Origin of the sequence: Streptomyces coacervatus (genome assembly GCF_029223485.1) — a bacterium.
GTDB lineage: Bacteria > Actinomycetota > Actinomycetes > Streptomycetales > Streptomycetaceae > Streptomyces > Streptomyces coacervatus.
In genome coordinates, this window is record NZ_JARHTP010000019.1 from 213,418 (window position 1) to 225,880 (window position 12,463).

11 protein-coding genes are annotated in these 12,463 nt (G+C 69.6%); 4 read left to right on the forward strand and 7 right to left on the reverse strand.

Going from position 1 to position 12,463, the window contains the following annotated elements; all coding sequences use genetic code 11:
• Nucleotides 1–45: 45 nt before the first annotated feature.
• Nucleotides 46–807: a D-Ala-D-Ala carboxypeptidase family metallohydrolase gene (locus tag P2Q00_RS38380; protein WP_275778884.1), complete on the reverse strand. Its 762-nt coding sequence runs from the start codon at nucleotides 805–807 to the stop codon at nucleotides 46–48.
• Between the two features lie 187 nt (nucleotides 808–994).
• On the opposite strand from P2Q00_RS38380, the gene P2Q00_RS38385 reads away from it, so the two are divergent.
• The 3 genes from P2Q00_RS38385 (at nucleotide 995) to P2Q00_RS38395 (ending at nucleotide 4,843) form a co-directional block, all read left to right on the forward strand.
• On the forward strand, nucleotides 995–1,879 hold the full coding sequence (locus P2Q00_RS38385; protein WP_275778885.1) for a helix-turn-helix domain-containing protein: 885 nt from the start codon (nucleotides 995–997) through the stop codon (nucleotides 1,877–1,879).
• Nucleotides 1,880–1,974: 95 nt separating this feature from the next.
• On the forward strand, nucleotides 1,975–4,017 hold the full coding sequence (locus P2Q00_RS38390; RefSeq protein WP_275778887.1) for a pectinesterase family protein: 2,043 nt from the start codon (nucleotides 1,975–1,977) through the stop codon (nucleotides 4,015–4,017).
• A gap of 55 nt (nucleotides 4,018–4,072) precedes the next feature.
• The gene (locus tag P2Q00_RS38395; protein ID WP_275778888.1) at nucleotides 4,073–4,843 is read left to right on the forward strand and encodes a PH domain-containing protein; all 771 of its coding nucleotides are present in this window, start codon (nucleotides 4,073–4,075) and stop codon (nucleotides 4,841–4,843) included.
• Nucleotides 4,844–5,149: 306 nt separating this feature from the next.
• Here P2Q00_RS38395 and P2Q00_RS38405 read toward each other — a convergent pair whose 3' ends face one another.
• The 5 genes from P2Q00_RS38405 to P2Q00_RS38425 form a co-directional block, all read right to left on the reverse strand.
• Nucleotides 5,150–6,934 carry an ABC transporter ATP-binding protein gene (locus P2Q00_RS38405; RefSeq protein ID WP_275778890.1) on the reverse strand — a complete coding sequence of 595 codons (1,785 nt, stop codon included), beginning with the start codon at nucleotides 6,932–6,934 and terminating at the stop codon, nucleotides 5,150–5,152.
• Between the two features lie 101 nt (nucleotides 6,935–7,035).
• Complete coding sequence (locus P2Q00_RS38410) at nucleotides 7,036–7,164, reverse strand: hypothetical protein (protein ID WP_275778892.1); 129 nt, start codon at nucleotides 7,162–7,164, stop codon at nucleotides 7,036–7,038.
• Nucleotides 7,165–7,285: 121 nt separating this feature from the next.
• Nucleotides 7,286–7,408 carry a hypothetical protein gene (locus tag P2Q00_RS38415; RefSeq protein WP_275778893.1) on the reverse strand — a complete coding sequence of 41 codons (123 nt, stop codon included), beginning with the start codon at nucleotides 7,406–7,408 and terminating at the stop codon, nucleotides 7,286–7,288.
• A 187-nt stretch (nucleotides 7,409–7,595) separates the two neighbouring features.
• Complete coding sequence (locus P2Q00_RS38420; protein WP_425579668.1) at nucleotides 7,596–8,777, reverse strand: LmeA family phospholipid-binding protein; 1,182 nt, start codon at nucleotides 8,775–8,777, stop codon at nucleotides 7,596–7,598.
• A 58-nt stretch (nucleotides 8,778–8,835) separates the two neighbouring features.
• Nucleotides 8,836–10,635 (reverse strand): bifunctional metallophosphatase/5'-nucleotidase, encoded by a 1,800-nt coding sequence (locus P2Q00_RS38425; protein WP_275778895.1) that lies wholly within the window; start codon nucleotides 10,633–10,635, stop codon nucleotides 8,836–8,838.
• A gap of 181 nt (nucleotides 10,636–10,816) precedes the next feature.
• Between P2Q00_RS38425 and mshD the strand changes: the two genes are divergently transcribed.
• Nucleotides 10,817–11,743 carry a mycothiol synthase gene (gene mshD / locus P2Q00_RS38430; protein WP_275778896.1) on the forward strand — a complete coding sequence of 309 codons (927 nt, stop codon included), beginning with the start codon at nucleotides 10,817–10,819 and terminating at the stop codon, nucleotides 11,741–11,743.
• A gap of 49 nt (nucleotides 11,744–11,792) precedes the next feature.
• Here the strand turns inward: mshD and P2Q00_RS38435 are convergent, their stop codons facing one another.
• On the reverse strand, nucleotides 11,793–12,461 hold the full coding sequence (locus P2Q00_RS38435) for an ABC transporter (protein ID WP_275778897.1): 669 nt from the start codon (nucleotides 12,459–12,461) through the stop codon (nucleotides 11,793–11,795).
• Between the last annotated feature and the right edge of the window lie 2 nt (nucleotides 12,462–12,463).

Consider the following 12,463-nt stretch of genomic DNA (forward strand, 5'->3'; position numbering starts at 1 on the left):
AGATCCTGTTCTGCGGGGGCACCGTCATGTCGTCGTGCGGCCTGCTTACGCCACGCCGTCCTGCCACCACCAGGAGCCGGACCCGTAGTTCGAGTGCTCGACCCGGCTGTCCACGTGCTGCCAGGACACGGTGTACGTCTCCAGTCCCGAGAAGCCGCATGTCTCGGCGATCCGGTACACCTGCAGCGTGGAGTGGCCGGAGACCGCGAGGTCGGCGGCGACTCCGTAGACGTGCATCGAGTTGGACGCGCCGCCCACCTGGGAGTTGTACGAGACGCTGCGGAAGCCCGAGTTGATGGTGACCGAGCTGCCGCCGGCCTTCTTGCGCAGGGCCTCCAGCTTGTACATGGTCCGCCGTACGTTCTCCTTCACCTCGCTCGCGCCGACCTTGCCACCGCTGAAGCCGGAGCCGTCGTGGCTGGTGAACTCCGAGAAGTCGAAGTGCGCGGTGGAACCGTCGGACTTCTCCAGGCTGTTGAGCACGGAGAAGGTCTGCGGCCCGGCGACGCCGTCCGCCGACAGCCCGTACGCCGACTGGAAGCGCCGTAGCGCCGCGTCGGTGCCCGGTCCGAACGAGCCGTCGACGGCCACGTACGTCTGCGACGCGGAGTCGGCGGCCCAGCCCGCGATTCGGATCTGCAGTTCGGCGACATCGCTGCCAGAGGAACCCTGCGAGAGGTTGCGGCCCCAGCTGTAGGCGGAGGCCTGGCCGGCGAGGCCGAAGTCGGCGGCGAGGGCGAGTGCGGCCGCGGCGGCGCCGGTGCCGAAGCGGAGGAAGCCACGGCGGTCGAGGGAGGAATGGGTCACGTCACGCTCCTGAAGGAAAGGCGGAAACGTCCACCAGCGTGGTGCGCGGGGGCGCCGTCCCACCAGGGTTCACGGGATCCCAGAGACGTCTGGGACATCCCGTGACGCACATCACCGGCCAGCCGGTCTCGGCCAGTCCGGGAGTGACCGCAAAATGCTCATGACTGGGGAAAACTAGGGGGATTCTGTGAACGCTACGGTCAGTGGCGCGAACACCGCGCCCGTCGGTGCGAGAGAACAACTGCTCGCGGAGATGCGCAGACTGAAGGACGCTTCCGGGCTCAGCTACGGACGCCTCGCGGGCCGCACGCACTACAGCCGCTCCTCCTGGGAGCGGTTCCTGAACGGCAAGCAACTGCCCACCAGGGTCGCGGTGGAGCAACTGGCCGCAGCCGTGGGCGAGGAACCCGACCCGCTGCTCGCCCTCTGGGACGCCCTCGACAGCGCGTCCCGCGAGCTCGCCGAGACACCGCGGGACGCACTTGCAGCCCCCGCCGACAGCGAGGAGCCCGGCGCTCTCCGCACCACCGGTGGGAGCCGCGGCAGCGTTGGCGTGCTGCTGCGCCGGCTTCTGCCCTTCTGCTACGTCGCCGCCGGCGCCCTCCTGGGCGCGCTCGGCGCGGTCCTGGGCATGGACGGCGCCCACCCGGCCTCCACCACACCACGTGCGCTCCCGACCCGTGAGGTCGCCGCCCATGCCGCGGCAGCGTCCCAGAAACCCGGCTGCCGGGGCGACAGCTGTCTCGAGGGGGAACCCCAGGCCAAGAACTGTCAGTGGGACGCCAGGACCGCCCGCGAGACCTGGCTGAGAGGACTGCAGATCCAGCTCCGCTACAGCCCCGGTTGCAAGGCCGTCTGGGGCCGGATAGAGAACGGCACCATCGGCGACGCCGTCTCCATCACCGACCGCTGGGGCCGCACCGAGGACGCCACCATCCGCGTCGGCACCGACACCTACACCCGCATGCTCTCCACCGCCTACGCGCCCGCCTCCACCATCACCATCTGCGGCAAGCTCCCCAAGCAGCACGAACAGGAGTGCACGCCGACCGACAAGCCACCCGCGCCCTGACTCTTCGAGGCTGAGCGGCAACACGGCAACCTTTCCCTGCGGGGTGACGACCCATCACTGGTCCTGTCCATCCCCCGCACGGAACGGATTCCCGCATGGCTCAGCACCGTCGCCGCAGAACCGCTCTCGCCGTCACCGTCCCCCTCGCCCTCACGGCTGCCGGAACCCTGGCATACAGCCTGCTCCCCAGCACCCAGCCCAAGGCGTCCGCCGCCACCGCCGCCCCGGCCTGGGCAACAGCCACCGCCGACGGCTTCGCCTCCGTCAACGCCCTTGGACAGAACGGTACTTACGGCGGCCGGGACGGCAAGACGGTCACCGTCAAGACCCAGGCCGACCTGGAGAAGTACGCGACCTCCACCGCCCCGTACGTCATCGTCGTCGCCGCAGCCATCAACATCGACCCCGTCGGCAAAGAGATCAAGGTCCAGAGCAACAAGACCATCGTCGGGTCGGGAACGGCCGGGCAGATCGTCGGCGGCGGCTTCTTCCTCGGCCAGGGCGTTCACAACGTGATCATCCGGAACCTCACCATCCGGGACACGTACCAGGGCACCTGGAACGACAAGGACCACGACTACGACGGCATCCAGATGGACGGCGCGCACCACGTCTGGATCGACCACAACGACATCCGGCACATGGCCGACGGGCTCATCGACAGCCGTAAGGACACCACCTACCTCACGGTGTCGTGGAACAAGCTCAGCCAGGACAACAAGGCCTTCGGCATCGGCTGGACCTCCAACGTCACCGCGGACATCACCGTCCACCACAACTGGATCCGCGAGACCGAGCAGCGCAACCCGTCGACCGACAACGTCGCCCACGCGCACCTCTACAACAACTACCTGGAGGACGACCCGGGCACCGACATCACGTCCTCCTACGGCGACTACTCCCGCGGCAAGACCAACATGGTCCTGGAGAACTCCTACTTCCAGGGCATCAACAACCCCGTCATACGGGACTCCACCGCCACCCTCGTCCAGCGCGGCAGCGTCTTCTCCGGGACGAGCGGCCGCAACGAGAGCGGTGGTTCCGGCGCCTCCTGGGATCCGAAGAGCTTCTACGGATACTCGCTCGACAAGGCCGCCGACGTGCCCGCACTCCTCAAGTCCGGTGCCGGGCCCCGCAGTTCCATCGGTACGACCGCTACGACTACGACCACAACCTCCTCCGCCACCACCCTCACCGTCGCCCAGGACGGCAGCGGCCAGTACAAAACGGTCCAGGCCGCCGTGAACGCCGTACCGGCGAACAACCCTTCCCGAGTCGTCATCTCCGTCAAGCCGGGCACGTACCGCGAGCTGGTCAAGGTCCCCGCCAACAAGCCGCACATCACCATCCAGGGCACCGGCAGCAGCCGTAAGGACACGGTGATCGTCTACAACAACGCGGCGGGGACGCAGAAGCCGGACGGTTCGGGGACGTACGGGACCGGCGGGAGCGCCACCGTCGCCGTCGACGCCGACGACTTCCAGGCCCGCAACCTGACCATCTCCAACGACTTCGACGAGGCCGCCCACACGAACATCGCCCAGCAGGCGGTCGCCCTGCGCACCGGCTCCGACAAGGTGTTCCTGGACGGGGTCATCGTGAGTGGGGACCAGGACACGTTGCTGGTGGACACGGCCGCCAAGGAGAAGATCGGCCGCGTCTACATCTCCAACTCCTACGTCATCGGCAACGTCGACTTCATCTTCGGGCGGGCCACGGCCGTGATCGACAAGTCCGTCATCACGCTGAAGAAGCGGTACGACGGGACGTCGGCCGGTTTTGTCACGGCCCCGTCCACCGCCGCCAACCGCAAGGGCATCCTCATCGCCAACTCCACGGTGAGCGGGGATGTTTCGAGCCGGTCCTTCTATCTCGGGCGGCCCTGGCACGCCGGTGGTGACGCCACCCTCGATCCGCAGACCACCGTCCGGAACACCTCCCTCAGCGGTGCGATCAAGACCACCCCGTGGACCGACATGAGCGGCTACTCCTGGAAGGACGACCGGTTCGCCGAGTACAAGAACACCGGTGCGGGGTCGGGTGCCGCGAGCAGCGACCGGCCGCAGCTGACCGACGCCCAGGCCGCGAACCAGGAGGTCGCGGACTGGCTGGGCGACTGGACGCCGACCGCTTCGTAAGGCCCACAGCACCCCGCTCTACGATCACCTCGGACATGGATGCCGGGGAGGGCGTATGGGCGGGGATGGGGACACGGGCGGGGACACGGGCGGGATCGAGCGGGTGTACCGAACACGGCGCAGGCCGCCCTTGGGGCAGCTCGGTCTGATGGGGCTGCTCGGCGCGAACGCCTGCTTCCAGTCCGGCCGCTTCTTCGGCGATCCGTACGGCCATCACGACGGACCGTCCGGCTGGCCGCCGTTGGTGTTCGGGCTGCTCGTGGCGGCGACCTTCGCCCGGGTCGCGCTGGAGCAGCTGCGGGCGCACACCCGTGTCACGGCCGCGGGCATCACCGTCCAGGGGCGGCTGCGGTCGCGCTCCTGGGCCTGGCAGGACGTGTACGACATCCGGGTCGAGCGCGCCCCGCGCGGCACGAACGGGATGGGGCCCCAGTGGCTCACCTATCTCTACGACGTCGAGGGCCGGCGGCGCCTGCTCTGGCATGTCGACGACTGGCAGCTGGCTGACCCGTACGCCGAGGTCTCGGAGCTGTGCCTGTCGGCCGCCCCGTACCGCAGTCTGGACTGGGAGCCGCGTCCTCAGGTCGAGGCGCTGATCCTGCGGGGGGCGGCTCGGCGCAAGGCGTGGCGGTGGGCCGTCTACGGCGCGCTCGGGGTGCTGGCCGCCATGTTCGTGGTCGACTTCTGGGAGATCGTCGACGGGCGGCCGGACCACCCGTTCCTGCTGCTCGTGTGTGTGCCGCTGGTTTCCTTCGGCGTCCTGGGCGCCGTACTCGACCGGTACTGGACCAGCCGTCCTCCGGGCTCGCTCGCACAGCAGCCGTAGCAGGGTGCCCAGGCTGCCGGTCCAGCCGTTCGCCTTCCGATCGCCGGATCGAGTGACGACCGTGTCCGCAAGCGCCGCGAGTACGCCCGCGCCGGGATCCCCGTCTACGTCATCATCGACGACCACGACAGCCACGGCACCGTCACCGTTCTCACCGAGCCTGAGCCCGACAAGGCCGACTGGGTGGGAGTCCACCGCGTCCCCTACGGCACCGAGGTCACCATCCCCGAAGGCCCCGCCAAAGGCTTCGTGATCGGCGAGGCGATCACCGGCCCCAAGCGGGGGTGAACCGGGCGGCGGCCAGGCCTACCACCTGAGGATCATCGTCTCGTCGTGCGCCGGCGGTACGTCGGCCACGGCGTCCGGCAGGGGCTCGGCGAGCCGCGCATAGGCGCCCGACCGGGCGAGCAGTTCCTTGTGGGTGCCCGTCTCGACCAGCCGGCCCCGGTCGACGACCAGGATCCGGTCCGCGTCCGGTGCGAGGCTCAGATCGTGCGTGATCATGATCGTCGTACGGCCCGCCATCAGCTTGCGCAGCGGCGTCACCACCTGGCGGGCGGCCACCGCGTCCAGGCCGGCCGTCGGCTCGTCCAGGACGAGGACCGGCGCGGAGCGCAGCATCGCGCGGGCGATCGCGACGCGCTGCAGCTGGCCGCCGGAGAGGGCGGCCGTGCCGGGCGCGATATGGGTGTCGTAGCCCTCGGGGAGTGCGGTGATGAAGTTGTGGGCCGCCGCCTCCCGCGCCGCCTGCTCGATCTCCTCGTTGCTTGCGCCGGGGCGTCCGCACGCGATGTTCTCGCGAATCGTGCCGTTCAGGATCAGCGTCTCCTGGGGCAGCAGCGCCACGTTCTCGCGCAGGAACTCCAGCCGTACGTCGGTGAGCGGGACGCCGTCCAGGGTGATCGTGCCCTGGGCCGGGTCGTAGAAGCGGGTCAGGAGTTTCGACAGGGTCGACTTGCCGGCGCCGCTCGGGCCGGTGACGATCACGAGTTCGCCGGGGCCCGCGCTGAAGGACACGTCGCGCAGGGAGGCTCGGTGGGACTCCGGGTAGCGGAAGGACACGTTGTGCAGGCCGACCCAGCCGCGCACCGGCCATTCGGCGACCGGTTCGGCGGGGTCGGTGACCGCGGGCCTGGTGTCCAGGATCTCGTTGAGGCGCTGGGCTCCCGCCGTGGCAGCGGTGAGGGTGAGGCCGAGCTGGCCGAGGTTGCGGACCGGCGGGTAGAGGTAGCCGATGAAGGCGGCGAAGGCGAGCAGCTGACCGAGCGTCATGCGGTCGGCCGAGATCTCCCAGACGCCGAGGCCGATGACCGCCAGCACGCACAGCGTCTCGACGACCTCGACGAACTGCTCGTACATCTCGCTGAGCCGGGCACCGCGCACGCTCGCCCGCATCCAGGCGCGGGCCTCGACGTCGAGTCGCTTCTCCTCGTCGGCGCGGCGGTTGTACGCCTGGGTCAGCACCACGTTGCCGAGCGACTCCTCGACCACCGAGGTGATCGCGCCGTCGGCGACCCGCTCGTCCTGGGAGGCCGTCCTGATACGGCCGGAGAAGTGGCGCGCGGCGAGGAGGAAGAGGGGCGCGAGGACGAAGGTGGCCAGGGCCAGGTCCCAGCGCAGATAGAGGGCGGCGCAGGAGTAGAAGACCGCCGAGAAGGCGGCCGAGACCGTGCCGACGACGCCCGACACGACCATCTGCTCGATGGCCTCGACGTCGCCGGTGAGGCGTTCGACCAGGTCGCCCTGGCGGTGCTTCTGGAAGAAGTGCGGCGGCAGGTCCTGGACGTGCCGGAAGACCTTCGCCCGCAGTCTGAGGACGAATCTCTCGGCGGTCCAGGTGGCCAGCGAGTTTCCGAGGTAGCCGACGAGCGCGCCGAGCGCGGCCACGCCCAGCCATGCGGCGGCCGGGCCCCAGAAGTCGGAGAGCGAGCCGGCCTCCAGGGCGTTGTCGGTGAGCTCGGCGAACAGCAGGATCGACGCGGTCTCGGCGAGCGCGGACACCACCACGCACGCGACGATCACCGCGAGCCACTTGCGGTCGCCGCGGGTCAGCGGCCAGAAACGGCGGAAGGCCTCGCGGACCTCTCTCATGGTCGACAACTCCCTTCAGGTTGCGTGGGACATGGCCGAGGCGGGGCCACCGGCGCGAGCGCGCACGCTCGCTAACCGGTGACCCCGCCTCGCGGTGTGCCTCAGCCCTGGTGACCGACGGGACGGCGCCTCGGGGCCGGGGCGGGCTTCTTCGGGGCCTTCTTCTTGGGGGCCGGGGCGCCCTTCTTGCAGTCGTTCTTCTTGACCGGGGCGATCTTGTGGAAGCTCATGTCTGTGTCCCTCTGTGTCGTGATTCTGCAACAGTCCTTCTACCGATCTGCTGCAATTGCCTGTGATTTACGTGGGTGAATTCTTCGTTAGCGGATGAATTCTTATACCGGGTTACCGGGTTTACTTGTGGCCGACCGGGCGGCGCCGCGGGGCCGGAGCAGGCTTCTTCGGGGCCTTCTTCTTGGGGGCCGGGGCCGGCTTGGGGTGGTGCTTCTTGACCGGGGCGATCTTGTGGAAGCTCATCGTGTTCTCCTCAGCTTTCGCTTTACTGGCTGCCGTTTGCGTCGTTCGCTTTCGACATGGAAAACACTACGGCATTCCCGCAGAGAAAAAAGACCAATTCCGCTTAGAGGTTCCTGAGTTGATGCTGTGAGAGATTCTTATGTCATTCGCGGAACCGAACCCGTACTCACACAGGTTTTATCGAGAACTAGCGGGAGCGACCGACGGCAAGGCCGGAGCCCTCGATCCGCACCCTGATCCCGTCCTTCTCCACCCGCACATCCCGCAGCCGCAGCTCACCGCTGTGCGGCGTGGGCAGGCGGAAGCCCAGGGACAGGCGGTCGGCCAGGACCGGGCGGGTGAGCCTGGGCAGGGCGTCCAGGACGGCCGGGTCGAAGCCGAGGCGCTTGAGCAGCTCGGGGTGGTCCAGGGCCAGGTCGATCAGGTTGAGACGCATGGCCTGGTGGATGAAGCGCGGTGAGCCGGTCACGCGCGCCAGCTCGGAGTCGGACCGCAGGGCGTCGCGTACGGCCCAGTCGGGCACACCGAGCCGCCGTACCACCGCGGGAACCGCGAACAACGCCCTCGCCTTGTTCTTCTCGTGCGTGAGGCGGGCGGCGGAGCCGCGGGTCAGATGCAGGCCCTCGGAGGCGCGGGTGCCGGGCCGGTAGGTCGCCAGGTCCCCGATGTCCAGCTGCATTCCGCCGATCTGGGTGGCGATGCCGTGGTCGCCGTCCCGGCCGATGCTGGCGTCGGCCCGCAGCCGGAGGTCGTGTCCGGCCACCGGGAAGGTGCCGCGGGCCAGCACCCGGTCGTGGCCTCGTCCCGTGAACGTCACCTGGGATGCGCCGAGTTCGCGGTTCAGGTCGTCGAAGGAGAGGAGTACGTCGCCGTCGAGCCGGGGAATCCCCGCTCCCCGTACCGAAGCCGGTCCGTCGGGCGCGTTCAGCCGTACGTCGTGTGCGGTCGCCGTCACCCTGGCCAGCGTGACCCGGCTGGCCGCGACGTCCGGCACGGTCACCTTCACCGACTTCAGCCTGCCGTCGGCGAGTTGGGTGAGGAAGGGGAAGCCGCCGATGTCCACTTCGGGGGCCGCGCTCAGGTGCATCCGGTCCTTGAGCACATCCGCCGCCCTGCGCTCGGCGTACAGCAGCGCCCAGCGGTCGGCGAGGGTGACGAAGGCGGCGAGGACGACGACGCCCGCCACCATCTTCAGCGCGAGCGGGAGGCCCGCGAAGCGGCTTCTCCTACGGCGGCGGCCGCCGCGGCGGTGGTTGGGCGGGGCCCAGGGCTCGTCTTCCTCCTCGACCTCGCTTGCGACAAAGACACTCGCCACAAAGTCGTTTATGTTTGTACCAGAATGCGTCATATTGCGGTGGGGGGCACGCATCGAGCCATCCGACCATGCGAACGCCCCCCACCCGCAAGCTCTACTTCCGGTATGCGATCTAGCTCACGGTCGTGATCCGGCCGACCGTCGGCGGTGAAATCGGGCTGGTGGCCGAGGAGTTGGCCGTCAGGTACTTCTCCAGCGCAGCCAGGTCGTCCGTCCCGACCAGGTCGTTCGTGCCCTGCCCGAGTGTCGTGAAACCGTCGCCGCCGCCCGCGAGGAAGCTGTTGGTGGCGACGCGGTAGGTGGCTGCCGGGTCGACGGCGGCCCCGTTCAGCTTGATGGAGTCCGTCACCACCCGGTCCGCGCCCGCCTTGGTCAGGTCCAGGGTGTACGTCAGGCCCGACGACGGCTGCAGGATCTTCGGAGCGGCGGCATTCGTACCGCTCACCTGCTCCTTCAGCACCTGGATCAGCTGGGCGCCCGTGAAGTCCTGCAGATTCACGGTGTTGGAGAACGGCTGCACGGTGAAGCCCTCGGCGTACGTCACGACGCCGTCGCCCTCGCTCCCCTTGGCCGCGTAGGTCAGACCGGCCCGCACGCCGCCCGGGTTCATCAGCGCCAGGTCGGTCTCCGGGTCCAGCTCCTTGCCGTACGCCAGCTGTGCGTCGGCGATCAGGTCGCCCATCGGGGACTCGGTGCCGGTGTTGGGGATGTCGGCGGAGATGTAACCGATCGCGCGGTTGCCGATGGGAGCCGCGAGGGTGTTCCACTTGCCGATCAGCTCGGTCATGTCCGGCGCCTTGGCGACGGTCCGGGTGACCACGTGGTTCGCCGACTTCACGGACGTACGGGCGATGTCTCCCGTCAGGCGGTCGTACGTGAGCGTGGTGTCCGTGTAGAGCCGGCCGAAGGACGCGGCCGAGGTGACCATGCGTGGCCTGCCCGACGGGTCGGGGATCGTGCAGACGTAGGCCGCGTGCGTGTGGCCGGTGACCAGCGCGTCCACGGACGGCGTGATGTTCTTGGCGATGTCGACGATCGGGCCGGAGATGCCGTCACCGGCGCCCGGGGAGTCGCAGTTGTAGTTGTACGAGCCGGAGGCCGGGAGGCCGCCCTCGTGGATCAGCGCGACGATCGACTTCACGCCCTGTGCCTGGAGCACGCGCGCGTACTTGTTGATCGTCTCGACCTCGTCCTTGAACTTCAGGCCCTTGACTCCCTCGGCGGAGACGACACCCGGGGTGTCCTCCAGGGTCACGCCGATGAAGCCGATCTTGACGCCCTTCTTCTTCCACACCCAGTAGGGCTTGAGGATCGGCTTGTTCGTCTTCTCGTCGAGGACATTGGCGGCCAGGTACGGGAAGTCGGCGCCCTCGAACTCCTCGTCCGTGTAGCAGCCGGCCGTGGGGTGGCAGCCGCCGTTCTGCAGCCGGGCCAGTTCCTTGGCACCCTCGTCGAACTCGTGGTTGCCGACGGACGTGACGTCCAGGTCGAGCTTGTTCAGCGCCTCGATGGTGGGCTCGTCATGGAAAAGGCCCGAGATCAGCGGGGAGGCGCCGACCATGTCGCCGCCGGCCGCGGTGATGGAGTACGGGTTGCCCTTGCGGGCCTCGCGGAGATGCGTCGCGAGGTACTCGACGCCACCGGCGTCGATCGTCTTCGTCGTACCGTCGGCCTGCAGTTCGGTGACCCGGCCGGACGAGCCCGACGGCGGCTCCAGGTTGCCGTGCAGGTCGTTGAAGGACAGCAGCTGTACGTCCTGGTAGCGGCTCGGGTGGTGGCCGCCGCCCTTCGTCTCGTGCGCGTCGGCCGGGAGCGCGGCGGCGAGGGCGCCGACGGTGGCGAGTCCGGCGGCTGCGGCGAGGAGACGGTAGGTCCGTCTGCGGCGCGGGTACGGCTGGGCAGTGGCTGGCATGCGCCCCCCTGTGGGTCTGCTGAATGTCATGGCCCCGTCGGGCGCAGCCTAGGGTCAACGCGCGTAGCGCGAAAAGGGATTCTTGGTTACATCCTGGTTTCCCTTTGCCCTCACCTTGACCGCCACTTTGCGGAGACCGTGGGTCGTCACTTTGTAGGCGCCTCCCCTTACCCTCGTACGCATGACCAGCGACGACACCGCCCGGCCCGGCCGGACCCGCTCCATCGAGACCTACTCCGCGCTGTCCCCGGAGCAGACCGAGGCCGTGCTCTCCCTGCTCGCCGAGGCCGCCGAGGACGACGGTCAGCAGGCGGTGTCGGAACAGGGGCGGCTGCAGCTGCGCGGCGGCGAACGCGAGGGCGTGTCCCATCTGCTGCTCCTGGTCGGCGACGAACTCGTGGGTTACGCGCAGCTGGAAGACACCGACCCGGTGGAGGCCCCGGCCGCCGAACTGGTCGTCCACCCCGCGCACCGCGGGCACGGGCACGGGCGGGCGCTCGGCTCGGCGCTGCTCGCCGCCTCCGGCAAGCGGCTGCGGGTCTGGGCGCACGGCGGGCACTCCGCGGCCCGGCATCTCGCGCAGGTCCTGGGGCTCACGCTGTTCCGCGAACTGCGGCAGATGCGGCGGCCGTTGACGGGCCTGAACCTGCCCGAGCCGGTGCTGCCGCTGGACGTCACCGTGCGGACCTTCGTCCCCGGCCAGGACGACGCCGCCTGGCTCGCGGTGAACGCCGCCGCGTTCGCCCACCACCCCGAGCAGGGCTCCCTCACCCAGCGCGACCTCGACGACCGCAAGGCCGAGCCGTGGTTCGACCCCGCGGGTTTCTTCCTCGCCCTCCGCGGCGACGAACTCATCGGCTTCCACTGGACGAAGGTGCATGCGGCGGAGCGGCTGGGCGAGGTGTACGTCCTCGGCGTGCGGCCGGGTGCGCAGGGCGGTGGCCTTGGCAAGGCCCTCACCACGATCGGGCTGCGGCACCTGGAGGCGCAGGGGCTGCCGGACGCGATGCTGTACGTCGACGGGGACAACAAGGCGGCGGTGTCGGTGTACGAGCGCCTCGGCTTCACCACGTACGAGACGGATCTGATGTACCGCACAGAGACGTGACCCCCTGGGGGCTACGCCCCCAGACCCCCATCGGCCTGCGGCCTCGTCCTCAAACGCTGGACGGGCTGAGAGTGCCTGACCGGCGCCTGAACAGCAGCGATCGCCTCCTCACCGGCTCCGGCAGGCAAACTGCCCACGCCACCACCGCAACCCCCAGCACCACCGCCCACCGATCGTGCGCGGCCCCCCAACGGGGGTCGCCGACCGCGGCGGTCAGGGTCCAGCGGGCGGGGATGAGCAACGCCCCCAGGGTCACGGTGGTCAAAACCGCGGCCGCCACCGACGGGCCCGGCTCGGGCTCGTCCGTGAGGCGTACTGCCGTGGCCGCGGCGGCCAGGGCCAGGGCGGCGATCGCGCCGGCCTCCAGGGTGACGGCACCGACCGGGGGACGTGCGCCGTGCGGTACCAGGACCAGTGCGGCCGTCCACCACAGCGCGGCCACCGGCGCGACCAGCACCACCCGCAGGCCGGAGCGCACCCACCGCCGGGTGACGACCGGTGTGGTGAGATGCCGGGCAGGGTCGTCCAGCAGGAACGTCAGGCCCAGTGCGAAGACGAGGGCGGCGGTCCGCAGCAGGGTGAGCGCGAGCCAGCCGTCCGGCGGGCCGTCCGACAACAGCCGCGGCAGGGCGACGATCAGCAGCCCCGCACCCCCGCCCGCCGCGAGCGCCCGCCACGGCACCGTACGCGCCACGGCCGACACCAAATCCCCGCTCACGA

What these genes read in the sequence shown, in the direction of transcription:
- P2Q00_RS38390 (WP_275778887.1), top strand. Translation starts at nt 1,975, where the DNA reads ATGGCTCAGCACCGTCGCCGCAGAACCGCTCTCGCCGTCACCGTCCCC.
- P2Q00_RS38395 (WP_275778888.1), top strand. Translation starts at nt 4,073, where the DNA reads ATGGGCGGGGATGGGGACACGGGCGGGGACACGGGCGGGATCGAGCGG.
- P2Q00_RS38405 (WP_275778890.1), bottom strand. Translation starts at nt 6,934, where the DNA reads ATGAGAGAGGTCCGCGAGGCCTTCCGCCGTTTCTGGCCGCTGACCCGC.
- P2Q00_RS38410 (WP_275778892.1), bottom strand. Translation starts at nt 7,164, where the DNA reads ATGAGCTTCCACAAGATCGCCCCGGTCAAGAAGAACGACTGCAAGAAG.
- P2Q00_RS38415 (WP_275778893.1), bottom strand. Translation starts at nt 7,408, where the DNA reads ATGAGCTTCCACAAGATCGCCCCGGTCAAGAAGCACCACCCCAAGCCG.
- P2Q00_RS38420 (WP_425579668.1), bottom strand. Translation starts at nt 8,777, where the DNA reads ATGCGTGCCCCCCACCGCAATATGACGCATTCTGGTACAAACATAAAC.
- P2Q00_RS38425 (WP_275778895.1), bottom strand. Translation starts at nt 10,635, where the DNA reads ATGCCAGCCACTGCCCAGCCGTACCCGCGCCGCAGACGGACCTACCGT.
- mshD (WP_275778896.1), top strand. Translation starts at nt 10,817, where the DNA reads ATGACCAGCGACGACACCGCCCGGCCCGGCCGGACCCGCTCCATCGAG.